This is a genomic window from Mesorhizobium sp. M0954 (genome assembly GCF_040319155.1).
In the GTDB taxonomy this organism is placed as follows: Bacteria; Pseudomonadota; Alphaproteobacteria; order Rhizobiales; family Rhizobiaceae; genus Mesorhizobium.
This window is the reverse complement of the sequence record NZ_JAMYNR010000001.1, coordinates 361486-384889: the sequence shown is the minus strand read 5'-3', so window position 1 is coordinate 384889 and position 23404 is coordinate 361486. Positions and strand designations below refer to the sequence as shown.

General features: G+C 64.6%; 22 protein-coding genes. 13 read left to right on the top strand and 9 right to left on the bottom strand.

Translation table 11 applies throughout. From position 1 onward, the window contains the following. Nucleotides 1-119 precede the first annotated feature (119 nt). A complete protein-coding gene (locus NKH93_RS01810) occupies nucleotides 120-701 on the bottom strand; it encodes a YceI family protein (protein WP_352539477.1) in 582 nt (193 codons plus the stop codon). A 41-nt stretch (nucleotides 702-742) separates the two neighbouring features. Continuing rightward, nucleotides 743-1636, bottom strand: coding sequence for a hypothetical protein (locus tag NKH93_RS01805; protein ID WP_352469651.1), 894 nt, complete (start codon nucleotides 1634-1636; stop codon nucleotides 743-745). A 209-nt stretch (nucleotides 1637-1845) separates the two neighbouring features. Between NKH93_RS01805 and NKH93_RS01800 the strand changes: the two genes are divergently transcribed. Next, on the top strand, nucleotides 1846-3348 hold the full coding sequence (locus NKH93_RS01800) for an aldehyde dehydrogenase family protein (RefSeq protein WP_352817953.1): 1503 nt from the start codon (nucleotides 1846-1848) through the stop codon (nucleotides 3346-3348). Between the two features lie 4 nt (nucleotides 3349-3352). Then, nucleotides 3353-4942 (top strand): GMC family oxidoreductase, encoded by a 1590-nt coding sequence (locus NKH93_RS01795; RefSeq protein WP_352767508.1) that lies wholly within the window; start codon nucleotides 3353-3355, stop codon nucleotides 4940-4942. Between the two features lie 10 nt (nucleotides 4943-4952). On the opposite strand, the gene NKH93_RS01790 is transcribed toward NKH93_RS01795, so the two are convergent. Genes NKH93_RS01790 through NKH93_RS01780 form a run of 3 tightly spaced genes read right to left on the bottom strand, consistent with a single transcriptional unit; the run spans nucleotide 4953 to nucleotide 9137 of the window. After that, the gene (locus tag NKH93_RS01790; RefSeq protein ID WP_352817956.1) at nucleotides 4953-6443 is read right to left on the bottom strand and encodes an aldehyde dehydrogenase; all 1491 of its coding nucleotides are present in this window, start codon (nucleotides 6441-6443) and stop codon (nucleotides 4953-4955) included. Continuing rightward, entirely contained in the window at nucleotides 6440-7633 is a 1194-nt protein-coding gene (locus tag NKH93_RS01785; protein ID WP_352469647.1) for a cytochrome P450, read from the bottom strand. Before NKH93_RS01785 ends, NKH93_RS01790 begins: the two co-directional genes overlap by 4 nt. A gap of 58 nt (nucleotides 7634-7691) precedes the next feature. Further along, nucleotides 7692-9137 (bottom strand): APC family permease, encoded by a 1446-nt coding sequence (locus NKH93_RS01780; protein WP_352469646.1) that lies wholly within the window; start codon nucleotides 9135-9137, stop codon nucleotides 7692-7694. 177 nt (nucleotides 9138-9314) lie between these two features. Between NKH93_RS01780 and NKH93_RS01775 the strand changes: the two genes are divergently transcribed. The 4 genes from NKH93_RS01775 to NKH93_RS01760 are packed head-to-tail and all read left to right on the top strand — an operon-like array spanning nucleotide 9315 to nucleotide 13415. Then, on the top strand, nucleotides 9315-10085 hold the full coding sequence (locus tag NKH93_RS01775) for an IclR family transcriptional regulator (RefSeq protein WP_352817958.1): 771 nt from the start codon (nucleotides 9315-9317) through the stop codon (nucleotides 10083-10085). Beyond that, on the top strand, nucleotides 10082-11377 hold the full coding sequence (locus NKH93_RS01770) for a Tm-1-like ATP-binding domain-containing protein (RefSeq protein ID WP_352685375.1): 1296 nt from the start codon (nucleotides 10082-10084) through the stop codon (nucleotides 11375-11377). Before NKH93_RS01775 ends, NKH93_RS01770 begins: the two co-directional genes overlap by 4 nt. 8 nt (nucleotides 11378-11385) lie before the next feature. Then, on the top strand, nucleotides 11386-12036 hold the full coding sequence (locus NKH93_RS01765) for an HAD family hydrolase (RefSeq protein ID WP_352818419.1): 651 nt from the start codon (nucleotides 11386-11388) through the stop codon (nucleotides 12034-12036). A gap of 26 nt (nucleotides 12037-12062) precedes the next feature. Further along, on the top strand, nucleotides 12063-13415 hold the full coding sequence (locus tag NKH93_RS01760) for an aminotransferase class III-fold pyridoxal phosphate-dependent enzyme (RefSeq protein WP_352817961.1): 1353 nt from the start codon (nucleotides 12063-12065) through the stop codon (nucleotides 13413-13415). 13 nt (nucleotides 13416-13428) lie between these two features. Here the strand turns inward: NKH93_RS01760 and NKH93_RS01755 are convergent, their stop codons facing one another. Then, complete coding sequence (locus NKH93_RS01755; RefSeq protein WP_352817963.1) at nucleotides 13429-14298, bottom strand: helix-turn-helix domain-containing protein; 870 nt, start codon at nucleotides 14296-14298, stop codon at nucleotides 13429-13431. A 91-nt stretch (nucleotides 14299-14389) separates the two neighbouring features. On the opposite strand from NKH93_RS01755, the gene NKH93_RS01750 reads away from it, so the two are divergent. Together NKH93_RS01750 and NKH93_RS01745 are read left to right on the top strand one after the other, a co-directional pair. Continuing rightward, nucleotides 14390-15934 (top strand): 4-hydroxyphenylacetate 3-hydroxylase N-terminal domain-containing protein, encoded by a 1545-nt coding sequence (locus NKH93_RS01750; protein ID WP_352918366.1) that lies wholly within the window; start codon nucleotides 14390-14392, stop codon nucleotides 15932-15934. A 10-nt stretch (nucleotides 15935-15944) separates the two neighbouring features. Then, on the top strand, nucleotides 15945-16454 hold the full coding sequence (locus tag NKH93_RS01745) for a flavin reductase (protein ID WP_352469640.1): 510 nt from the start codon (nucleotides 15945-15947) through the stop codon (nucleotides 16452-16454). 6 nt (nucleotides 16455-16460) lie between these two features. Here NKH93_RS01745 and hpaR read toward each other — a convergent pair whose 3' ends face one another. Then, nucleotides 16461-16871, bottom strand: coding sequence for a homoprotocatechuate degradation operon regulator HpaR (gene hpaR / locus NKH93_RS01740; RefSeq protein WP_352818422.1), 411 nt, complete (start codon nucleotides 16869-16871; stop codon nucleotides 16461-16463). Between the two features lie 224 nt (nucleotides 16872-17095). Here hpaR and NKH93_RS01735 point away from each other — a divergent pair, with 224 nt between their 5' ends. From NKH93_RS01735 to hpaH, 5 genes are read left to right on the top strand one after another with little or no spacing between them, the layout of a single operon-like run. After that, on the top strand, nucleotides 17096-17482 hold the full coding sequence (locus tag NKH93_RS01735; protein WP_352817966.1) for a 5-carboxymethyl-2-hydroxymuconate Delta-isomerase: 387 nt from the start codon (nucleotides 17096-17098) through the stop codon (nucleotides 17480-17482). Nucleotides 17483-17496: 14 nt separating this feature from the next. Further along, a complete protein-coding gene (gene hpaE, locus NKH93_RS01730; protein WP_352767526.1) occupies nucleotides 17497-19014 on the top strand; it encodes a 5-carboxymethyl-2-hydroxymuconate semialdehyde dehydrogenase in 1518 nt (505 codons plus the stop codon). Nucleotides 19015-19029: 15 nt separating this feature from the next. Beyond that, a complete protein-coding gene (gene hpaD / locus NKH93_RS01725) occupies nucleotides 19030-20010 on the top strand; it encodes a 3,4-dihydroxyphenylacetate 2,3-dioxygenase (RefSeq protein ID WP_352469637.1) in 981 nt (326 codons plus the stop codon). Nucleotides 20011-20035: 25 nt separating this feature from the next. Continuing rightward, nucleotides 20036-20911, top strand: a complete 876-nt coding sequence (locus NKH93_RS01720) for a fumarylacetoacetate hydrolase family protein (RefSeq protein ID WP_352817968.1) — start codon at nucleotides 20036-20038, stop codon at nucleotides 20909-20911. Then, a complete protein-coding gene (gene hpaH / locus NKH93_RS01715) occupies nucleotides 20908-21714 on the top strand; it encodes a 2-oxo-hept-4-ene-1,7-dioate hydratase (RefSeq protein WP_352817970.1) in 807 nt (268 codons plus the stop codon). The genes NKH93_RS01720 and hpaH overlap by 4 nt, the downstream gene beginning before the upstream one ends. 357 nt (nucleotides 21715-22071) lie before the next feature. On the opposite strand, the gene NKH93_RS01710 is transcribed toward hpaH, so the two are convergent. Both NKH93_RS01710 and NKH93_RS01705 read right to left on the bottom strand, forming a co-directional pair. Further along, complete coding sequence (locus tag NKH93_RS01710; RefSeq protein WP_352817974.1) at nucleotides 22072-22239, bottom strand: ABC transporter permease subunit; 168 nt, start codon at nucleotides 22237-22239, stop codon at nucleotides 22072-22074. Beyond that, nucleotides 22236-22874 carry an ABC transporter permease gene (locus tag NKH93_RS01705; RefSeq protein ID WP_352817977.1) on the bottom strand — a complete coding sequence of 213 codons (639 nt, stop codon included), beginning with the start codon at nucleotides 22872-22874 and terminating at the stop codon, nucleotides 22236-22238. Before NKH93_RS01705 ends, NKH93_RS01710 begins: the two co-directional genes overlap by 4 nt. Nucleotides 22875-23404: the final 530 nt, after the last annotated feature.

Below are 23404 nucleotides of genomic sequence, written 5' to 3'. Positions count from 1 at the left end.
TGCGGCACGGGCCAATCTGCGTCTTGTCCGAGCGAGAACTTTGTTTTGACTGAGTGCGCACTTTGCGCCCTGTCCGATGAAGTGCCGCGCGACCTTGCGCGCGGCACTCGCTCGCCGGATTACTTTTTCACCGCTTCCAAATCCATGACGATGTCGACATCCGGGCCAAGGCCGAAGCCGGCCGCGGCCTTGGCCATCGGGAAGTCGGCCGTACTGACCTTGCCTGTGGCGCTGAACGCCGCCTTGGTCAGCGTCGCATCCCACGGCGCCGGCGCCTCGTTGATCAGCGTCACGTCGAGGGTGATCTCTTTGGACACACCGCTGATGGTGAGATTGCCGGTGACCTTGCCGGTCTTGTCGCTGACCTTCTCTACCTTGGTGCTTTCGAAGGAGATCGCCGGGAATTCGGCGGCGTTGAAGAAGTCGGGGCCTTTCAAATCGCTGTCGCGCTGGTCATAGGCGGTGTGCACCGAGCCGACATCGATCTCGGCCTTGACGCTGCTTTTCGATGGATCGGCCTTGTCCATCACGATGGCGCCCTTCACCGCATCGAACTGGCCATGCGCGATGCCGTAGATGCCGTGTTTTATGGTGAAGGTGATCCAGGCGTGCTGGCCGTCGATCTCGTAAGTGTCGGCATGTGCTGCCGATGCGAATGCGCACACCGAGGCAAAGGCCAACGCGGCCGTCAGTTTTCTCATCGTCACGTAACTCTCCCCATTGTTGGTTGTCGTTCTTTGGCTCAGGAAAAGCCGAGGGCGGCTCCATGCGGCGCCCATAGGATCGCCGTCAGGATGGCCAATATCGCCGGTGTGGCGATCAGCAGACCGGCAATCGGCGGCCGCAACGGCCGGACGCCGGGAACAAGGCCCCGCAGCGGACCGGGCATCAGCATGGCCACGATCAGCGGCAAGGATGAAAGCACCAGCGCGACCGGATTAGCCTTCGGCGCCAGCAGCGCGACCTGGATCTGCACGGTGGCTGCGGCGTAGATAAGCAGCAGTTCAGTGCCCTTGCTCCAGGCAACGGCGGAGCCTCCGCGCAGCACTGTGATGTACTGGACAAGACACCAGCCGCCGGCGAGCGCGGCAAGCGATCCCAGCAATTGCCCGGTGACGATCGAGGCGCCAAGCACCGAGATGATGGCGCCGGCCAGGCAAAAAGCGAGCATCGCCGCCGGCACCAGGAACGGCGCTTCGGCGGACGACGATGGCGAGGACCGCGCCGACAGCAGCATCGCGGCGCCGACGATCGCCAACAGGCCGGCGATGAGGGCGGCGACCATCTGCAGGTCGAGTGAACCGCCGGCCAGGCGGCGCCAGCCAAGCCACAGCAAGGCTACCGCAAGCGCGGCGGCGACAAGCTTGCCCGCAACGGCAGCGCTCAACAGGCGTTCGGGCAACAGGCCCACGACGATGCCGCCAGAGGCGAGATAGATCAGCTTCTGGCTGGCGGCGACCGGCGGCACCACAGGCGGCCCGAGCGTGTCCCAATAGAAGAACAAAATCAAAGCGGCCCACAGCAGAGAAAGCACTGATCCCGGCAGTGCGACCCTTGCCAACAGCGCCATCACCGTGCCGAGCGCGAGTGGCAGCGCAGCAGTGGTGACCATCGGATTGCCCAGCAACGCACTCAATCGTCGACACCTCTTTGACAACCGGGAAGCCTGCGCAAAACACGCTGCTCGATGCGACTTTGGTCTAGGCCAGTCGACTGCGGGGCGTCTTGTCCAAGCGGGAACTTTGTTTTGACTGAGCGTGCACTGGCACCATCAGCCGCTTGAAGCCAGCCGACACGCTCCATAACCCTGATGCAACGTGTTCACCAGCAATCGAGGAGGATGGCGTGAACGAGAGAACCGTGCCGCCGATCAGCACTGCTGCCGCCGCTTTCCTGGCGCGTCCGCACCGGCCCTTCATCAATGGACGCTTTGTTGACGGCTTGGCGGGAAATGGCCTCGCTGTCGATGATTCCGCCTCCGGCGAGATCGTCGCGCATGTGCCCGAGAGCGGTCCCGAACTGGTCGACCAGGCGGTGCGTGCTGCGCGTGCAGCCCTTGAAGGCCCGTGGGCCTCAATGCGGCCGGTCGACCGCCAGAACCTGATGCTGAAGCTCGCCGACGCCATCGAGGCCGATGCCGATCTCTTGGCCGAGATCGAAAGCATCGAGAACGGCAAGTCGCTAGGTGTCGCCCGCATGCTTAGCGCCGGCGGCAGCGTCGACTGGCTGCGCTATTATGCCGGGTGGGCGACCAAGATCGAGGGCTCGACCTTCCAGGTGTCCATTCCGGTGCCGCCTGGCGCCAGGCATCAAGCGATGACCATAATGGAACCGGTCGGCGTCGTCGGCGCCATCGTGCCGTGGAATTTCCCGTTGCTGATCGGCATGTGGAAGATCGCGCCGGCGCTCGCCTGCGGCTGCACCGTGGTGTTGAAGCCGCCGCAGGAGACGCCGCTCGGCCTGCTCAGGCTCGCAGAACTGATCAAGGCGTCAGGCTTCCCGCCCGGCGTCATCAACATCGTGACCGGCAGCGGCAGCGTCACCGGCGAGGCGCTGATCCGTCATCCCGGCATCGACAAATTGACCTTCACCGGTTCGACGGAAGTGGGAAAGCGCGTCGGCCACGCGGCCGTCGACCGCGTCGCCCGCTTCACGCTGGAGCTCGGGTCGAAATCGCCGATGATCCTGCTTGCCGACATGGAAGAAGGTATTGAGCCCCTGGTCGCCGGGCTCGGCATGTTTTTCAACCAGGGCCAGGTCTGCACCTCGGCCTCGCGGCTGCTGATCGAAAAGTCTATCTATGACCGCACGCTGGCGCGGCTGGCCGAGATCGCCGATGGCATGACACTGGGCGCCGGCCGCGATGCCGAAGCCCAGATCAACCCACTGGTCTCGGCCAAGCATCGAAGGAGCGTCGAGGGCTTTGTCGAGCGCAGCCTGGCGGCCGGCGGCGAACGCGTCAGCGGCGCGCGGTCGGTACCGGCCAGGGGCCATTATGTCGCGCCGACCATCCTGCACAATATCAGGCCCGACATGGAGATCGCGCGTGAGGAGGTGTTCGGTCCGGTGGTAGCGGCGATGCCGGTCGCCGATCTCGACGAGGCGATCCATATCGCCAACGACACGCGCTATGGCCTGTCGGCCTCGATCTGGACCCGCGACATGGGCAAGGCGATGACCGCCGTCCACGGCCTCAAGGCCGGCACGGTGTGGGTCAATTCGCATAACACGCTGGACCCTGCGGCACCCTTCGGCGGCTTCAAGCAGTCCGGCATCGGCCGCGAACACGGCCGCGCGGCGATCGACGGCTATCTCGAGACCAAGACCGTCATCATGCGCTACGCCTGACGCCATGAACGCTGCGTACGACTACATCATCGCCGGCGCCGGCTCGGCCGGCTGCACGCTGGCCAACCGCTTGGTCAATACCGGCAAGCGCGTGTTGATCGTCGAAGCCGGGCCGGCCGACAATTCGCGCTTCATCGACATGCCCGCCACCTTCGCCAAGGTGATCGGCACGGCGCGCAGCTGGATCTACGAATCCGATCCCGAACCCAGCGTCGGCGGCCGCCGGCTACCGGTGCCGCAGGGCCGCACGCTGGGCGGCGGGTCGTCGATCAATGCCATGCTCTATGTCAGGGGCCAGCCGCAGGACTATGATGACTGGCGCGACCTTGGCTGTCCCGGCTGGGGCTGGGACGAGGTGCTGCCGGTGTTCAGGCGGCTGGAGCGCAACGAGCGGCTGGCCGGCGATCGCCACGGCACCACCGGACCGCTGCCCGTCTCCGATCCCCGCCATCGCCATCCGCTGTCTCTGGCCTATGTCAGGGCCGCGCAACAGGCCGGCTATCCCTTCAATGACGACTTCAACGGGGACAGGCAGGAAGGCGTCGGCTTTTACCAGACGACGACCGCGAATGGCGAAAGACAATCGGCGGCAAAGGTGTTCCTGAAGCCGTTGGCAGGCAATGCCAACCTCACCGTCGTCACCGATGCGCTTGTCACCGGCGTGACATTGGAAAACGGTGCGGCAAGCGGCCTCGCCTACACCACATCGGACGGACAGACCCATACAGCGACGGCGGAAGCCGAAGTGATCCTCACATCAGGCGCGCTGGCGACGCCGAAGCTGATGATGCTGTCGGGACTGGGGCCAGCCGAACATCTGACCGCGCTGGGCATTCCCGTCATCCGCGACATGCCCGCGGTCGGCCGCGACCTGCAGGATCACGTCGCGGCTCCCGTCTATGCGCTGACGCGCCAGCCGATCTCGCTGCTTGGTGAGGACCGTGGCCTGCGGGCGCTGCGCCACGGCCTGCAGTACCTCATGTTCCGCACCGGCCTGCTCACCTCGAATGTGGTCGAGAGCGGCGGCTTCTTCGACGCCGATGGCGATGGCCGTCCCGATATCCAGTTCCACGTCCTGCCGGTGATGATCGAGAGCGCCGAACACGGCTCGATCGAGCGGCACGGCATGGAGATCAATCCTTGTGTGCTCAGGCCGAAGTCGCGCGGCACGGTCAGGCTGCGCTCGCGCGATGCGGCCGATCCGATCCGCTTCACCACCGGCTTCCTGTCCGATCCGGACGATCTCGCCTTGCTGCTGGCCGGCATGAAGATCGCCCGCACCATCCTGCGCCAGCCGGCGCTGCAGGCCATGGTGGCGGAGGAGCTTTCGCCGGGCGCGGCCGCGGATCTTCCTGACCAGGCGATCGTCGGCCACATCCTCGAACACGCCAAGACGGTCTACCACCCATCGGGAACCTGCCGGATGGGCAATGACGACAGTGCCGTGGTCGATCCGCGGTTGCGCGTCCGCGGCGTGCCGCGCCTGCGGATCTGCGATGCCTCGGTCATGCCCAGGCTCATCAGTGGCAACACCAACGCGCCGGTGATCATGATCGCCGACCGCTGTGCCGATTTCATCCTCGGCAGCGCTTAGCGAGAAACGGTCAGCCGAGAGAAATCCAGGCCGTTTTGAGATCGGTGTATTTGTCCAGCGCATGCATCGACTTGTCGCGACCGAAGCCGGACTGCTTGACGCCGCCGAGCGGCACGGTGATGTCGGCGCCGCCATAGGTGTTGACGTGGACGACGCCGGCATTGATGTTGCGCACCATACGATGCGCCGTGGAGAGGTTGGCGGTCCACACCGCCGAGGCAAGGCCATAGACCGTCGAATTGGCAAGCCGCACCGCCTCTTCCTCGGTCTCGAAGCGCATCACGCCGAGCACCGGCCCAAACACCTCCTCGCGGGCGAGTTGCATCTCTTGCGTCACGTTCTCGAAGATCGTCGGCGCCATGTAGCTGCCGCCGGTTTCGGCCAGGATCCGTCCGCCGCCGGTGACCAGACGGGCGCCTTCAGCTGTCGCCCGTTCGACGAAGCCGAGATTCTTGTCCAGCTGCTCGGCGCTTGATACCGCACCGACGTCGCTCGTCAGATTGAGCGGATCGCCGACCTTCAGCCGCGTGGTCGCTGCGAGGAGCTCGTCCATGAAGCGGTCGTAGACCGACGCCTGGACGAGCAGGCGCGAGCCGGCAACGCAGACCTGGCCGGAATTGCGAAAAATGCCGTTGGCCGAGACGATTGCGGCCTGTTTCAGGTCCGGGGCGTCGGCAAAGACGATGTTGGGCGACTTGCCGCCGAGTTCGAGGAAGACGCGCTTCAGATTGGAACGCGCCGCATACTCAAGCAGATGCCGGCCGACCGGCCCCGAGCCGGTGAAGGCTATGGCGTTGACATCCATGTGCAGGCCGAGCGCCTCGCCGGCAACCGCGCCACGGCCGGTAACGACGTTAAACACACCGGCGGGAAGCCCGGCTTCGGCAGCGAGCTCAGCCAGCCGCAGAAGCGTCAGCGAAGCGACCTCGGGCGGCTTGACGACGATGGAATTGCCGGCAGCCAGCGCCGGCGCGATCTTCCAGGCGCCGATCATCAATGGGAAATTCCAGGGTACGATGACGCCGACAACGCCGAGCGGCTCCTTGTGGATCAGCCCGAGCACATTCTCGGCCGTCGGCGCGATCTCGCCATAGACCTTGTCGATAGCCTCCGCGTAGTAGCGGATGGTGCCCGCGGCCGATAACGGCTCGGCCTTGTAGGCCATGCCGATCTCGGTGCCGTTGTCGCGGACGCCAAGCACCGCCAGTTCATCGACATGCTTTTCGACCAGCTCGGCTAACTTCGTCAGAATCTTCTTGCGGAAGGCGGGGGCGGCGCGCGACCACGAGCCCTTCTCAAACGCCTTGCGCGCCGACGCCACGGCGCGATCGACATCGACGGCGTTGCCGTCGGCGATGCTGGCGAACGGGCGGCCATCGATCGGCGAGATCACGGGCAGCGTGGCGCCACTTGCACCTGCGGTCTGCGCACCATCGATGAAGAGGTTTCGCACACCGACCTCGGCCTTGCGCAGCATATCGATGGTGTTCTGGTTGATCATTGGGTACCGGCTCCGAAGGCGACATGCAGGGTGGTTGGCGCGCGAAATTCCCAGCCCCGGAACACCGGTTCCTTGCCTGGCACCAGCCGCAGATCCGGAAACCGTTCCAGCAGAAGCCTTACCGCGAGGCACATCTGCTCGCGCGCAAAAAACCGACCCGAACAGAAGTGATGGCCAAAGCCGAAGGCAGCGTGGTTGCCTTCATCACGAAGGATGTCGAAACGGTCGGGATCGGAGAACCGGATTTCGTCGCGGCTGGCCGAGGAGACGAGCGCGGCGACTGGCGCGCCCGCCGGGATGGTCACGCCGCCGAGCTCGACCGCGCGCGTCGTCTGGCGCGTCTGCGTGCCGATCGGCGCGACCCATCGCAAACCCTCGTCGACCGCCTTCGGCACCAAGGTTTCCAGATCGTCCAGCACCTGCCGCATCTGCTCGGGATGCGAAAGCAGGCCGGCAAGTATGGAGCCGGCGCCATGGCCGGGCTCCTGCATGCCACCGAGCAGGATGACCTTGATGCTCGGCATCACGAAGTCGATGGCGCGGGTCGCACCCTGCGGCATGCCGTCATGCAGTATGTGCGACAGGGCGGAGTCGTCAGGCGCGTGGACAAGCCTCTCCAGCGTCGGCAGGATGGCGGCGCCAACCTCGGCGCTGATCGCATCGGCGATTTCCTGGCGCTTCGGATCGTTCTCGAAATTGATGGCGCCCTGGGCAAGGCCATAGAACCAGCGCCGCAAGGTCGGCATGTCGATGTCGGCCAGCCCGAGCGAGCGCGCCAGGCTGAGCGTCGACACCGGCTCGAAATACTCGGCCATCAGTTCCGCCGCACCCTGCTCGGCGATCCGGTCGAGATAGGGTCCGGCGATCGAGCGCACGAGATCCCCGGCATAGGAAGCGACGGTGCGCGGCCGGTATTTCGGGTCGACGCCCTGGCGCAGATCCTTGTGGACGTCTCCGTCGGTGGTCAGGATGGTCGGCTTGCCGAAGGAGCGTTCGACCGGGGATGTCCCGACAACCGCGGAGAAGATGTCGGGCGACTTCGCGACCGTTTCGACATCCTTCCAGCGGGTGACGAACCAGAGGTTGACCGCCGGCACGAAAGCGACCGGCGCGTTGCGCCTCAGTTCAGCATAGATCGGATACGGATCGGCTTCCAGCGCCTCAACGGTGATGCTCTCGGCAAAGCTCAACGCCGCTACTCCCCTAGGGTGAAGAAGGGGGCGGCGTCATGCGCCGCCCCTCTTGATCTCAGTCCTTCAAAGGCTGTCCAAGCTCGGCGAAGGCCACCGGATCCCGGCTCTTCAACGCGCTCGCCAGCACAAGGCCAACCACGGCCGCGATCAGCACCAGCGCCGGCAGGAACACGCCGAGGAACCCGCCAGCACCGGACAGGCCGCCGAAATTGATGACGATCAGGTAGATGATGATGACGAAGGCGATGAAGGTCAGCCCCGGCAGGATTGTGGTCTTCACCGCGTTCTCCTGACTGGACGGGTTGGCACGGAAGAACATCACGACGGCGAGCGAGGCCACCGCCATCATCACGATGACGCCGAGAGTGGCAACGTTGGTCAGCCACGAAAACAGCGCCAGCACCGGGTCAAGGCCAAGCACGGCGAAGAGCCCGACGACGACAGCGGCAAGCACGCTCTGGATGACCGAGGCGACATGCGGGCTCTGGTGCGTCGAATGGGTCACGCCGATGGTCCGCGGCAGGAGCTTCTCGCGGCCGGAAACATAGATGTAGCGGGCGACCGCATTGTGGAACGCCAGTACGCCGGCAAACAGGCTCGACACGAACAGGATGCTCATGGCGTGCGAGAGCATCGTTCCGGCGTAGCGGTCGGACAGGCCGAACAGGAACGTGGTCGGATCCTGAAGCCCCTGCAGCGCCGGCAGCAGCTTGTCAACGCCGGCACCGACCGCCATCAGCCATGCGGTGACCATGTAGAAGACGCCGATCAGGATGACGGAGAAATATGTCGCCCGCGGAATGGTGACCTTGGGGTCGCGCGCCTCCTCGGCATAGATCGTCGTTGCCTCGAAGCCGATGAACGCGGCAAAGCAGAACAGGATGGCGATCGCCGGCGCGCCGCTGGTGATCTGGCTCCAACTGAACGGCGCCGCTGACAGTCCACTATCGCCTCCGGTCTTGACGATCGCCATGTCGAGGATCAGCACCACGACGTATTCGGCAAGCACCAGAACGGTCAGGATCTTGGCCGACAGGTCGACCTGCCTGTAGCCGAGCACGGCGACGATGGCGATGGCGACGAAACTCCACGCCCACCAGGGCAAGTTGATGCCCCAGCCGGCGAACAGCCCGGCGGTCGCGGCACCGAGAAGGCCCATGACGCCGATCTGCATGGCATTGTAGGACAGGATTGCGATCAGCGCCGTGGCGCCGCCGGCGAGACCGCCGAGCCCGCGCGCCGCATACGCATAGAAGGCGCCTGCATTGCCGACATGGCGCGACATGGCGACATAGCCGACCGCGAACAACAGCAGCAGCAGCGTCACGATCAGATAGGTGCCGGCAAAGCCCGCGCCATTGCCCATCAGCATGCCGAGCGGCGTGCCGCCAGCCACAGCCGTCAGAGGCGCCGCTGCCGAGATCACCATGAAGGTGATGGCGCCAACGCCAAGGCTGTTCTTCCTCAGCCGGTTCGCTTCGCCGGCTTCAATTGTCGTCATCTTTCCCTCCAATTCCGCGCTGCGGAAGCCAAGTGTCCCTGAAATGTCGAGGCCCTGTTTCGGGCCGCCTTGTCGTTTCATTATTTGCAACGACATTTCGAATATAGACTTGCAAAGGAACCGGCTTCCTGTCAAGTTAATTCGCACGTTAAGTATCAGATGGAGGATCAGATACGCATGGGTACGGTGAGCAAGGCCATCACGCTCCTGGAAATGCTCGGTCGCGGCGAGCCCGAGACGGCGTTGGCTGACCTCGCCCGGCGCGCCGGCCATGACAAGGCAACAACGCGCCGGCTGCTGGTCTCCCTGATAGCGCATGGGCTGGTCGAGCAGGATGAAGCCACGCGTCTTTACCGGCTGGGCGCCGGTGTCGCGCGGCTGGCGCTGATGCGCGAAGCCCAGTTCCCCTTCCTGCGCATGGCGGTGCCGGTGGTCGAGGCGCTGGCGGCGGAAACCGATGAGACGGTGCACCTGTCGGAATATTCGAAGCGCGGCCTGATCACAGTCCATGTCGTCGAATCGACCAGGGCCAATCGCGTCAGCGTGCAACTCGGCGAGGTGCTGCCGATGCATGCGACGGCTTCTGGCATTGCGTTCCTGGCGTTCACGGAAGAGCGTATCCGAGACGCTGTTCTGGCCGGACCGCTGCCGGCCTTCACGCCCCACACAATACGCGACGCGAAAACACTTGCCGAGCATGTCGCCGCCGCCCGCGCGCGCGGGCACTCGACCGGCTCGCAAGGCTTCGAGGAGGGCGTGCTCAGCGTCGCGGCGCCGATCCTCGGCGCCGACGGTTTTGCCATTGGCATCATCGCCGTCGCGGCGCCTAAGGTGCGGGTCCAGAAGGGCGAGATCGAGCGCTATGGCGCCAGTGTGGCGGCGGCTGCGCGCGTTATCAGCGAGCGGCTTTTCGGACGGCAGGGCCAGCCGGGCCTCAAGCGAGCATGACAACAAATACCCCTGCAAGGAGATTGACTGTGGAGGAGACACGCCGAATCCTGGTTATAGGCACCGGTGACACCAAGGCCGACGAATTGCTCTTCATGCGCGAGCGCATCGAGGCGGTCGGCGGTGTCGCCGTGATGATGGATGTGAGCGTGCTCGGCGATCCGCCCTACCAGCCGGCGCATGACAAGCATGCGGTGGCTCAAGCTGCCGACACGACCATCGAGGCGATCATCGCCAGCGGCGACGAGAATTCGGCGATGACGCTGATGGCGCTCGGCGCCTCGCGGCTTGCCCGCGCACTCTGCGACAAGGGCGAAATCCACGGTTTCATCGCGCTCGGTGGCTCGATGGGCACCGACCTTGCGCTTGACGTCGCGCTGGCGCTGCCGCTCGGCGTGCCGAAATTCGTCATCTCGACCATTGCCTATTCACATCTGCTGCCACCAGAACGGATCGCCACAGACCTGATGATGATCCTGTGGGCGGGCGGTCTCTATGGCCTCAACAGTGCCTGCAAGGCGGTGCTGTCGCAGGCCTGCGGAGCGGTGGTGGGTGCCGCGCGCGCCGTCGTTAAGCCGGACGCGACGCGGCCCAGGATAGGCATGAGTTCGCTGGGAAAAAGCTGCCTGCACTATATGGTGACGCTGAAGCCGGAGCTGGAGAAGCGCGGCTATGAAGTCATCGTCTTCCACACCACCGGCATGGGCGGCCGGGCGCTGGAGGCGATCGCCGCGCAGCGCGGCTTCGTCGCGGTGATGGATTTCAGCCTGCAGGAACTCGCCAACCAGCTGACCGGCTCGGTGGTGAATTCGGGCTCCGACCGGCTGGAAAATGCCGGTCGGCAAGGCATCCCTCAGATCGTGGCACCTGGCGCCGTCGACATGGTGGATTTTCCGACCTGGCAAGCAGTGCCTGCCCGTTTCTTCGAACGGCCGTACCATGCGCACAACCGCCTGCTCGCCTCGGTGACATCAGACGGCGAAACCCGCAAGGAGATCGCGCGCGCCATCGGCGAGAAGCTCGCCGCCGCAACCGGGCCGACCGCCTTCATCCTGCCGGCAGGCGGCATCCAGCAATGGGACCAGGAGGGCGAGCCGCTGCACGAACCGGAGGCGCTGTCGGCCTTTGTCGAGGAGATGCGCTCGAGCGTGCCCGGCAATGCCGAGTTGCACGAGATATCAGGGCACATCAACGACGCCGCCTTCAGCGCCAAGGCGCTGGAGATCTTCGACCGCTGGGTCGCCGAAGGCATTGTGCCGCTGGGCGCGCCGGAAGGAACACAAGCTGCATGAGCGGGCCATTGCCAAAGGCGCTGGTGCTTGACTTCGGCGGCGTCGTCACCCGCACGCTGTTCGAGACGCACGCGCTGACCGAACGCGCGTTGGACTTGACGCCCGGCACGCTCGGCTGGCGCGGGCCGTTCGATTCGGAATCCGACCCGCTGTGGCGTTCCATGCAAGCCGACGAGATCAGCGAGCGCGACTACTGGAAGACGCGCACGCGTGAAGTCGGCCGTCTCGTCGGCGAGGACTGGGACGACATGTCGACTTTCGTGCAGCGGGCGCGCGGCGCCGACCCGCAAGCGGTGGTGCGGCCAGAGGCGGAACGAGCGATCCGTGTGGCGCATGAAGCTGGCATCCGGCTCGCCATCCTCTCCAACGAGCTCGACTTGTTCTACGGCAACAGCTTTCGCGAGCGCCTGCCGCTGCTGTCGCTGTTCGAGACCATCATCGACGCCACCTACACGCATATCCTGAAGCCCGATCCGCGCGCTTATGCGATGGTGAGCGAAGCACTGCACTTGCCGCCCGCGGCTTGCGTCTTCGTCGACGACCAGAAGCGTAACGTCGACGGCGCGGTCGCCGCCGGCATGCTGGCCGTGCATTTCGACGTCGCCCAACCGGGGCAAGGCTATGCAGAGGCGCTCGGCCATTTCGGCGTTGCGGCCTAAGAATTCAAGAAACGGAGTTCCCACCGATGCGCGACATCAACTTCCTCACCGAGAACAACGCCAAGCCGATCTGGCATCCGATGGCGCATCCGGCCGAGATGCGCGCGACGCCGCCAAAGATCATCATGAAGGGCGAAGGCGTCTCGGTCACCGATGCCGAAGGCCGCACCGTCCTCGATGCAGTCGGGGGCCTGTGGAACGTCAACCTCGGCTACAGCTGCGATCCGATCAAGAAGGCGATCGCAGCACAACTCGACGCCCTGCCCTATTATTCCGGCTTTCGCGGCACCTCGACCGGACCGTCGATCGAGCTTGCCTATGAGCTGTGCGACTGGTTCGCTCCCGAGGGCATGGTACGGACCTTCTTCACCTCCGGCGGCTCGGACTCGGTCGAGACGGCACTGCGGCTGTCGCGGCAATACTGGAAGATCAGGGGCCAGGGCGACCGGACGAAGTTCCTGGCGCTGAAGAAGGGCTATCACGGCACGCATTTCGGCGGCGCCTCGGTCAACGGCAACGCCAATTTCCGCCGCAACTACGAGCCGCTGATGCCCGGCGTTTTCCACACGCCAGCGCCTTGGACCTACCGCAACCCATTCGACGAGACCGGCCCGGCGAAGCTGGCGAAACTCTGCGCGCGGGCGATCGAAGACGAGATCGCCTTCCAGGGCGCCGACACCATCGCGGCCTTCATCATGGAGCCGGTGCTCGGCGCCGGCGGTGTGATCGTTCCGCATGAGAGCTTCATGCCGATGGTGCGGGCGATCTGCGACCGTCACGACATCCTGCTCATCGCCGACGAGGTGGTGACCGGCTTCGGTCGCACCGGCGCCTGGTCGGGCTCGCGGCTCTCCGGAGTGAAGCCGGATTTCATGAGCATCGCCAAGGCGATCACCTCAGGCTACTTCCCGCTCGGCGCCACGCTGATCAGCGCCAAGGTTGCCGACGTCTTCGAGGCCGACAAGACCAGCTTCGGCTCGATCGGGCACGGCTACACCTATTCCGGCCATCCGGTCGGCTGCGCGGCGGGGCTGGCCACACTCGCCGAGACCAAGCGGCTTGCCGTCAACGAGAATGCGGCGGCGCGCGGTGTCGAACTCGGCAATGCGCTGGAAGCGCTGAAGACGAAGCACGCTCTGGTCGGCGATGTGCGCTACCAAGGGCTGATGGCGGCGCTCGAACTGGTTTCCGACCGTGCCGCCAAGAAGCCGACCGACAAGAAGACGATGAATGCCGCCGCAGAGGCCGCCTACAAGGCCGGCGTCATGCTGCGCGTCTCCGGCAACACCATCATCCTGTCGCCGCCGCTGGTGATCTCGTCCGCCGATGTGGCAAAGATCGCCGAGGCTCTCGACGCCGGACTGACGGCAGCCGCCTGAGCGACGGTGACGCTCAGTCCTGACCGAGCCGCAGGCGTCGCCACGCCGCCGGCGAGAGGCCGACGGCGGCGCGGAAGAAGCGCGAGAAATAAGCCGGGTCGTTGAACCCGGTCTCATAGGCGATGTCCTCGACCGGGCGCACGGTGAACAGCAGCAGGCGCTTGGCCTCGACCAGCCGCCGCTCACCAACCGCCTGGCGTACGCCCGCGCCGAGCACCTGCCGCGCTGCCTTGTCGAGCAGATGGCGCGTGGTGCCGAGCGCGGCGACATAGCGCTCGACCGGCCAGTCGTCGCGAAAATGCCGGTCGATCAGACGCCGCAGCCGGCCGCCCAGCGCCACCGTCGCCGGCACCGCGACAGCATGCGACTGCGCATCGAGGCGGGCGATGCCCGACAATGCCACGGCGATCAGCGGCGGCAGGATTTTCTCCATACCGGGCAACCTGTCGGCATATTCCGCCTGGATCATCGTAACCGTATCACCCAACCTTTCCCAGAGGGCCGTTTCACCGCGTCCGGTGACGAAGACCGGCTGGTCGAGCGGCAGCGCGGACTGCTCAGCGATCGCCGCAAGGGCAGCATCGGCGACCGAGACAACGACGGCGTCGGCGCCCGTCTCGATGCTGAATCCGTGTACCACGCCGCTCGGCATGAAGCTCACCGTCGGCGCCGAAAAACTCCAGGTCTCGTCTTCGATCCGATAAATGCCGCTGCCGCCGGTCCAGAAGGTGATCTGCGCCATTTGCGGGTGCTTGTGCGCGAGAACCTGGCCGCGATGCACGGACGCACGTGCAAGAACAGTCTCGACATGCAGGAATCCGACGTCGAGCGCACGCGCCGGTTCGCCGTAGACGAAGAATTCGGGAATGGCAGTCTGGCTCATCACGGCGAAAAAATCCAAGTGGTTCTATACTTTCGTCCATAAACCTTTGTCACGACGATCGCTACAGTTGACGCGTTAAAGGAGGATCATGATGCGATCGGAAGATTTCCGGGCCGACACGAAACGGCCGTTTACCGGTGCCGAATATTTGCAGAGCCTGCGCGACGGGCGCGAGGTCTATATCAATGGCGAGCGGATTGCCGACGTCACCACCCATCCGGCGATGCGCAACTCGGCGCGCTCGCTGGCCCGCCTCTACGATGCCTTGCACGGTCCGGCGCGGCAGGCGGTGCTGACCTCGCCGACCGACACCGGTTCTGGCGGCTACACGCACAAATATTTCCGCGTCGCCCATTCCGCCGCGGATCTCGCCGCACAGCAGACCGCCATCGCCGACTGGTCGCGCATGTCCTACGGCTGGATGGGGCGCACGCCCGATTACAAGGCAGCACTTATGAACACGCTCGGCGCCAATGCCGAGTGGTACGGCCCGTTCAGGGACAATGCACTCGCCTGGCACAAACGCGCCCAGGAAGCGGCCCTGTTCATGAACCATGCCATCGTCAACCCGCCGATCGACCGCCACAAGCCGGCCGAGCAGGTGAAGGACGTGTTCGTGCACATCACGAAGGAGAACGACGCCGGCATCTGGGTGTCCGGCGCCAAGGTGGTGGCGACGTCGTCAGCGCTCACCCATTACAATTTCCTGGCGCAGAGCTCGGCGACGGTCACCGAGGACCCGTCATTGTCGGTGATGTTCATCGTGCCTATGAACGCGCCGGGGATAAAGATGTTCTGCCGCGTCTCTTACGAGCAGACGGCCAACACGGTCGGCCATCCCTTCGACTATCCGCTGTCGTCTCGTTTCGACGAGAACGATGCGATCCTGGTGCTGGACAATGTCTTCATCCCCTGGGAGGACGTGCTGGTGCTGCGCGATGCGCAGAAGATCCTCTCCTTCCACCCAGCGTCGGGCTTCATGCACGGCTATTGTTTTCAGGGCTGCACGCGCTTCGCTGTCAAGCTCGACTTCCTCGCAGGCCTGCTGGCGAAGGCGCTGCGCGCGACGGGCGGGGATGCCTTCCGCGGCAACCAGGCGGCCCTCGGCGAAGTAATTGCGCTGCGCCACATGTTCTGGAGCTTTTCCAACGCCATGGCGCACAACCCGATCCCATGGGCGAACGGCGCCGTGCTGCCCAATCTCGAAGCGGCGCTCGCCTATCGCACTTTCATGTCGGAGGCCTATCCGCGCGTTATCGATACGGTGCGCCGAGTCATCGCTTCGGGGCTGATCTACCTGCCGTCCTCGGCAAAGGATTTCGACAATCCGGAGATCGACAAGTACCTTGCCCAGTACGTGCGCGGCTCCAATGACATGGGCCATGTCGAACGCATCAAGATCATGAAGCTGCTGTGGGATGCGACCGGCACCGAGTTCGGCGGCCGCCACGCGCTCTATGAGCTCAACTATGCCGGTGCGCCGGAAGAGGTGCGGCTGCAGGTGCTGAAGGGCGCTGAGCGCGGCGGGCGCCTGAGGGCGATGGAGGAACTGGTCGACACCTGCATGGCCGACTACGACGAAAAGGGCTGGACCGGCGACACCTGGCTGCCGCCGCTGCCGGCTGGCGCAAGCTGAGGTCCCGGCCATGGAGCCACAAGTTGCAAGGCTGGAGTTCCGTGAGGCGATGGCGCGGGTCTGTGCGCCGGTCAACATCGTCACGACTGATGGTCCGGCCGGCCGCGGCGGCTTCACTGCGACCGCCATGTGCAGCGTTTCCGACGATCCGCCGACGCTGCTTGTGTGCATGAACGAGCGCTCGGCGCAGACCGGCCTGTTCCTCGCCAACCAGCGTTTCTGCGTCAACGTGCTGACGCAGTTACACACCCATCTGGCGGCAAAGTTCGCCGGCACGATCCGCGACATGAGCGAGCGCTACAATGCGGCAAGATGGCAGACCATGCCGTCCGGCATGCCGGCGCTGCTCGACGCCATCGTCAGCTTCGATTGCGAGATCGGCGACGTGAACAAGGTTGGCACGCACAATGTGATGTTCGGCCGCGTCGTCGACATCCGCCACGGCAGCGACGAGGCGGCGCTGCTCTATGTCGGCCGCAACTACATGCAGCCGAGCGCACTCGGCAGTTTTGGCGGGTAGAGGCTGTCAGGTCTGGTTTTCGGATGATTCCGACTGAATCAGGCTTTCGAGCAGGTCGAGCAGGTGCTCATGCTGTTCGGCGCCGTAGCGCTGCTCGATCGCATCGTAGATGGCGATGCGCTCGGGCGACAAATCCTCGATCAGCACCAGCCCGGCCGGGCTGATTGCGAGCAGCGCCCGGCGACCGTCATCCTTGACCTTGTTGCGGGTGATGAACTGCCGTTCCTCCATCGCCTTGATGATACGGGTCAGGCTGGGCGGAAGGATCGAGGCGCGATGGGCAAGTTCGGTTGCCTCGAGCGGCCCGGCTTCGGCAAGCACACGCAGCACACGCCATTGCTGCTCTGTGATGTCGTGGCGGGCAAGCATCGGCCGGAAATGCGCCATGATCACTTCGCGGGCGCGAAGCAGAGCCATGGGCAGGGAGCGGCGGGTGCTGGGCGGTAGCAAGGTCAGGTCTCCAAAAAATTCCAATTCCGGTACGACTCGCACCACACAATGAGGCTCGGATCGCAGCTATATCCGCGATTTTGCCGGGGGCGGCAATCCCACCATCGGGAGCTGTACCTGCATAGAGAACGACACTTGACATTCCGCCGTCAAGATGTAATTCACATGTTAATTACAAGGTGGAGGAAACCTTGCCACATATGGCGATCGAATATTCGGCGAATCTCGACGCCAAGGTCGACATCAGCGCGCTTTGCACGCTGGTCGCTCGCACCATCCTCGAAACCGGCCTGTTCGAACATGGCGCGGTGAGGGTACGCGCTTTCTGCGCCGAGGCATACGCGATCGCCGATCGCCTCCCGGAGAACGGGTTCATCGACATGAACTTCCGCATCGGCAAGGGCCGCAGCGCCGAGGAAAAGAAACGCACCGGCGAGGCGATCTTCACTACTGTTTCGGATCATCTCGCATCTCTGTTCACGACGCCGCATTTCGCGCTGTCGCTGGAGATCCGCGAGATCGATGCCGAACTAAGCTGGAAGAAGAATGCCATCCACCCGCGCCTGGGCGGCAAGTGACAGGAACCCATATCATGGCGGCATTGGACGACAATCTGAGAAAGGCCGAGGCCTATCTCGAGCGCTTCAGAAGCGCTGGCGTGCTCAACCAGATCGGCGGCGAAGCCGTGCCGGCCGCCGACGGCTCGACATACGAGACGCTGTCGCCAATCGACCTGAAGCCGATCGCCAAGGTGGCACGCGGCAAGGCCGCCGACATCGACCGCGCCGCCAAAGCGGCGAAGGCTGCCTTCCGCGACTGGGCGGCGATATCAGGCGACGCCCGCAAGAAGCAGTTGCACAAAATAGCCGACGCCATCGTCGCGCGGGCCGAGGAAATCGCTTTCGTCGAATGCATGGACACCGGCCAGTCATTGAAGTTCATGGCCAAGGCAGCGCTGCGCGGCGCGGAGAACTTCCGCTTCTACGCCGACCGCGCGCCGGAGGCCCGCGACGGCCACGCGATCCGCGCACCGAACCAGGTCAACATGACGACGCGCGTGCCGGTCGGCCCGGTCGGCGTGATCACGCCGTGGAACACACCTTTCATGCTGTCGACCTGGAAGATCGCGCCGGCGCTCGCCGCCGGCTGTACGATCGTCCACAAGCCAGCCGAGTTCTCGCCGCTGACGGCACGGCTATTGGTCGAGATCGCCGAGGAGGCCGGCCTGCCGAAGGGCGTGTGGAACCTCGTCAACGGCTTTGGCGAGGACGCCGGCAGAGCGCTGACCGAACACCCCGACATCAAGGCGATCGGCTTCGTCGGCGAAAGCCGCACCGGCTCGATGATCATGAAGCAGGGTGCCGACACGCTGAAGCGCGTGCATTTCGAGCTCGGCGGCAAGAACCCGGTCATCGTCTTTGCCGATGCCGACCTGGAGCGGGCCGCCGACGCTGCCGTCTTCATGATCTATTCGCTGAACGGCGAGCGCTGCACCTCGTCCTCACGCCTGCTGGTCGAGGAAAGCATCTACGACAAGTTCACCGCGCTGGTGGCGGAGAAGGCCAAGCGCATCAGGATAGGCCATCCGCTCGACCCCGAAACCGTGGTTGGCCCACTGATCCATCCGGCGCATGAGGAAAAGGTGCTGTCCTATATCGAGATCGGCAAGTCGGAAGGCGCTGTCGTCGCCGCCGGCGGCGGCAAGTTCGCCGGTCCGGGCGGCGGCTGCTATGTCAGCCCGACGCTGTTCGTCGGCGCCACCAACAAGATGCGCATCGCCCAGGAAGAGATATTCGGACCCGTGCTGACCGCCATCTCGTTCAAGGACGAGGCCGAGGCGCTGGCGCTGGCCAACGACACGCAATACGGCCTGACCGGCTATCTCTGGACCTCGGACGTCACCCGCGCCTTCCGCTTCACCGACGCGCTCGACGCCGGCATGATCTGGGTCAATTCGGAGAATGTGCGCCACCTGCCGACGCCGTTCGGCGGCGCCAAGAACTCAGGCATCGGCCGCGACGGCGGCGACTGGTCGTTCGATTTCTACATGGAAACCAAGAACATCGCGTTCGCCACGGCGCCGCATTCCATCCAGAAGCTCGGCGGCTGACCGGAGACCCCAACGATGCCCTTGCCCACACCCAATCTCTACCCGGCATTCAACATCGTGCGGCTCAGCCACGTCGAGCTGGCTGTTACGGACCTCGGTAAGTCGCGCGCGTTCTATGTCGACACGCTCGGCCTGCAGGTGACCGACGAGACCAAGGACGCCATCTATCTGCGCGCCATGGAAGAGCGCGGCCACCATTGCATCGTGCTCAGGAAAGGTGCCGCGCCGGAAGCCCGCGACCTCGGCTTCAAGCTGTTTTCCGACGACGATCTCGACAAGGCCGAGCACTTCTTCAAAGCCAGGGGCCTGCCTGTGAAATGGGTCGAGCGGCCCTACCAGTCGCGTACCTTCCGCACCCGCGACCCGCACGGCATTCCGCTCGAATTCTATTCCAGAATGGAGCGGCTGCCGCCGATCCATCAGAAGTATGCGCTGTATAAGGGCGTCAAGCCGCTGCGCATCGACCACTTCAACTGCTTCTCGCCCAATGTCGATGAATCGGTGGCGTTCTACAACGAGCTCGGCTTCCGCGTGACCGAGTACACGGAGGATGCCGCGACCGGAAGACTTTGGGCGGCATGGACGCACCGCAAGGGCGGTGTCCACGACATCGCCTTCACCAACGGCATTGGCCCACGCCTGCACCACGTCGCCTTCTGGGTGCCGACGCCGCTCAACATCATCGATCTGCTCGACCTGATGGCCACCACCGGCTGGCTGCCGAACATCGAGCGCGGCCCCGGCCGGCACGGCATCTCCAACGCCTTCTTCCTCTATATCCGTGATCCCGACAATCACCGCATCGAGATCTATTGCTCGGACTACCAGACGGTAGATCCCGACCTAGAGCCGATCAAATGGGACCTCAAGGACCCGCAGCGCCAGACGCTGTGGGGCGCACCGGCGCCGAAGAGCTGGTTCGAGGAAGGCAGCACCTTTGCCGGCGTCGAGCCGCGCAAGTCCGATCTGGCGGCCTCGCCGATCGTCGCGCCGTGACGTCGGCTAACTGCAGGGGAAACAAATGAGCGCGGCACGTCTCGCCACCTTCACCGTTGGCGGCAAAACGCGCTACGGCGCAATCACCGACAAGGGCGTCGTCGACCTGTCGGCGCGACACGCACAGTGGCCGAGTTTGCGCGAGGTGATAGAGGCCGGCGCACTGCGACGGCTGACGGAAGAGGCGGACGCTTTCGCCGCCGATTTCCCGCTCGACGCCATCGCCTACGAGATACCCGTCCCCTCGCCCGAAAAGATCATCTGCGTCGGCGTCAACTATCCGGACCGCAACGAGGAGTACAAGGACGGACAGGCCGCACCCTCGAACCCGTCGCTGTTCATCCGCTTCCCGCGCTCCTTCGTCGGCCATGGCACGCCCCTCGTGCGGCCGTGGGAATCGCCGCAGCTCGATTATGAGGGCGAGATCGTCATCGTCATCGGCAAGGGCGGCCGCAGGATCGCCGAGGCGGATGCGCTGGGCCATATCGCAGCACTTTCGCTCTGCAACGAAGGGACCATCCGCGACTGGGTGCGCCACGCCAAGTTCAATGTCACCCAGGGCAAGAACTTCGACCGGACCGGCTCTATCGGCCCCTGGCTTGTGCCGTTCACCGACGAGGCACAGATCGCTGACATCGCGCTGACCACGCGCGTCAATGGCGAGGTTCGCCAGCAGGACCGCACCGGCCGCATGATCTTTTCCTTCCGCAAGATCATCAACTACATCTCGACCTTCACCACGCTGGCGCCGGGCGACATCATCGTCACCGGCACGCCGACCGGCGCCGGCGCCCGGTTCGACCCGCCAATCTGGCTGAAGCCGGGCGATGTGATCGAGGTCGAGGCCGACGGTATTGGCTTGCTCAGCAACGGCGTCGTCGACGAAGGGACCGGCCGATGATGACGCCAGAACAGGTCGAAGACGCGGCCGCGAGGCTGTTCGAGGCCGAGCGCGACCGCCGCCAGATCAGGCTGCTCAGCCTTGATTTCCCCGGGGCGACGATGGATGACGCCTATCTCGTCCAGGCGGCGCTGGTGAAACGAAAAGTGGCCTCGGGCCTGACGATCAAAGGCTGGAAGATCGGCCTGACCTCCAAGGCGATGCAGTCGGCGCTCGCCATCGACATTCCGGATTCCGGTGTGCTGTTCGACGACATGTTCTTCGATGACGGCGGCACCGTTCCAGCCGGCCGCTTCATCCAGCCGCGCATCGAGGCCGAGATCGCCTTCGTAATGAAGGCGTCGCTGGCCGGTCCGGACGTGTCGATCGACGACGTGCTCGACGCCACCGACTACATCACGCCGGCGCTGGAGATCCTCGACACCCGTATCGAGCGCGTCAACAAGGAGAGCGGCAGGATACGGACCTTCTTCGACACCATCTCCGACAATGCCGCCAATGCCGGCGTCGTCGTCGGCGGCCGTCGTGCCGCACCGCGCGAGGCCGACCTGCGCTGGATCGGCGCCATCCTGTCGCGCAATGGCGAGGTCGAAGAGACCGGGCTCGGCGCCGGGGTGCTCGATCATCCGGCGAAGGGCATCGCCTGGCTGGCCAACCGGCTGCATCAGTACGGCATGCAGATATCCGCCGGACAGGCCGTGCTGTCGGGCTCGTTCATCCGGCCCGTGGAGTGTCGCCACAGTGACACTATCGCTGCCGATTTCGGACCCTATGGAGCGATCCGCATCACCTTTGCCCGCTAGCGGCAATTCCTCCATAGCCCGCTGACCCGACTTGCCGGCGGCGTGCTGAAACAGAACCCGGAAGAGCCCGAAAGGGTGTCGGCACTCCTTGCCAGCCTTCAAAGTATCGGCGCCGAAATCCGGGTGCCGCGCGAACAACCGTTCGATGCCATCGCTTTGCTGGACGATCAGGATTAACTCGACTTCCATCGCTGGCCGCGTTCCTGAAAGGCTTTATTACGCGATAGACCACGATCCGCTGACGCGCTTTTGCGCTCCTGTTTCAATCCGAGCCGCTGTCCCGAGCCGCTGTGCAGTTTTGGGCAACATGCGTTTGATCGACAAACCCGTGGCCAGAAGCCGTCGGGACGGCCGGCGCTATCGATTCGAGCGGCCGAGCGCTGTGGACGCAATCAGCAAAACGATCGAGGCGGCGATCAGCACTGTGGCAGCAGCCGCGATGGTCGGCGTCAGCGTGTCGCGCGCGATGGTGAACATCTCGCGCGGCAAGGTGCGTTGTCCGGGACCGGCGAGGAACATCGTCACCACGACTTCGTCGAGCGAGGTGGCGAAGGCAACAGCGCGCCCGACGCGATGCCCGGCAGAATGACCGGAAGCGTGACTTTGCGGAAGGTGAGGAAGGGTGGCGCCCCCATGCTGGCGGCCGCCCAGAGCAGCCGCCTGTCGAGACCGGTGAGAACGGCCGAGACGGTCACCACGACGAAGGGAACGGCGAGCGAGGTATGGCCGAGGATGAGGCCGGGAAGGGTCGCGGTCAGGCCGACCATCGAGAAGACGAAATACATGCCGACGCCGACGATGACCACCGGCGCGATCATCGGCACCAGCAGCAAGGCGGAGATCGTGCGCCGACCTGGCAGATTAGGCGCCGCGAGGCCGAGCGCGGCCATGGTGCCTAGCGGCGTCGCCAAAAGTGTCGTCGAGACAGCCAGAACCAGGCTGTTGCGCAGGGCATCCATCCAGGTCTGCATCGAGAAGAACTCGCTGTACCATTTCAGCGACCAGCCGGTGATGGGAAAGGTGAAATCGCCGCTGCTCTTGAACGAGAACAGCACGATGATGATCAGCGGCGCCATGAGGAAAGCCAGCACCATCATGGCCGTCAGCCCGAGGCCGAAGCGGCCAAGCCGGCTGGTGGTGGTTGATCGCGGGGAGGACATCCGGGCCTCCTAGCGCAGACCGGCGCCGCTGCGGCTGAGCAGGGCGTTCTGGATGGCATAAAGCGAGAGCGTGACGACCAGCATTGTTCTTTGCTGGCGGCGTCGTCGGCGCTGTGGGTTTCAAGCATGTCGGCTTCGCGGCGACGTTGTTTCTCGCGGCCATTCTCCTCGTGCTGGCCTCCATGCCAGTCCTGGAGGACGTCTCCGTTCGCATGAGGCGGCTTTGGCAGTAGCGCTGCAGAGCTTTGCCGCATGCCAGATTTGGTAGCACATTCGCGAAGGCGCTGTTCCTGGATTTCGGCAGCTATCTGTTTTGGCCGATCCTGAAGCACGAACACGATGAGACCGGCCCAACGGCAAAAGCAAGCGAACTCAGCCATACCCACTCTTAACGTAGAGTGAGGTCGAAGAGATAGCCGACGCGCCCGCGGCGGCTCCAATCGAGTGGCCGGCCGAGATAAGGGCCCATTGCCAGCCCCATCACGCGCAAATCCAAGATGGCTGGCGACAAGACTGGCCGTGACGGGAAT

Coding starts and splice junctions, on each gene's coding strand:
- NKH93_RS01810 (WP_352539477.1), bottom strand. CDS start 701: ATGAGAAAACTGACGGCCGCGTTGGCCTTTGCCTCGGTGTGCGCATTC.
- NKH93_RS01750 (WP_352918366.1), top strand. CDS start 14,390: ATGCGATCGGAAGATTTCCGGGCCGACACGAAACGGCCGTTTACCGGT.
- NKH93_RS01795 (WP_352767508.1), top strand. CDS start 3,353: ATGAACGCTGCGTACGACTACATCATCGCCGGCGCCGGCTCGGCCGGC.
- NKH93_RS01790 (WP_352817956.1), bottom strand. CDS start 6,443: ATGATCAACCAGAACACCATCGATATGCTGCGCAAGGCCGAGGTCGGT.
- hpaE (WP_352767526.1), top strand. CDS start 17,497: ATGGCGGCATTGGACGACAATCTGAGAAAGGCCGAGGCCTATCTCGAG.
- NKH93_RS01705 (WP_352817977.1), bottom strand. CDS start 22,874: ATGTCCTCCCCGCGATCAACCACCACCAGCCGGCTTGGCCGCTTCGGC.
- NKH93_RS01745 (WP_352469640.1), top strand. CDS start 15,945: ATGGAGCCACAAGTTGCAAGGCTGGAGTTCCGTGAGGCGATGGCGCGG.
- hpaH (WP_352817970.1), top strand. CDS start 20,908: ATGATGACGCCAGAACAGGTCGAAGACGCGGCCGCGAGGCTGTTCGAG.
- hpaR (WP_352818422.1), bottom strand. CDS start 16,871: ATGGCTCTGCTTCGCGCCCGCGAAGTGATCATGGCGCATTTCCGGCCG.
- NKH93_RS01780 (WP_352469646.1), bottom strand. CDS start 9,137: ATGACGACAATTGAAGCCGGCGAAGCGAACCGGCTGAGGAAGAACAGC.
- NKH93_RS01775 (WP_352817958.1), top strand. CDS start 9,315: ATGGGTACGGTGAGCAAGGCCATCACGCTCCTGGAAATGCTCGGTCGC.
- NKH93_RS01760 (WP_352817961.1), top strand. CDS start 12,063: ATGCGCGACATCAACTTCCTCACCGAGAACAACGCCAAGCCGATCTGG.
- NKH93_RS01770 (WP_352685375.1), top strand. CDS start 10,082: ATGACAACAAATACCCCTGCAAGGAGATTGACTGTGGAGGAGACACGC.
- hpaD (WP_352469637.1), top strand. CDS start 19,030: ATGCCCTTGCCCACACCCAATCTCTACCCGGCATTCAACATCGTGCGG.
- NKH93_RS01755 (WP_352817963.1), bottom strand. CDS start 14,298: ATGAGCCAGACTGCCATTCCCGAATTCTTCGTCTACGGCGAACCGGCG.
- NKH93_RS01720 (WP_352817968.1), top strand. CDS start 20,036: ATGAGCGCGGCACGTCTCGCCACCTTCACCGTTGGCGGCAAAACGCGC.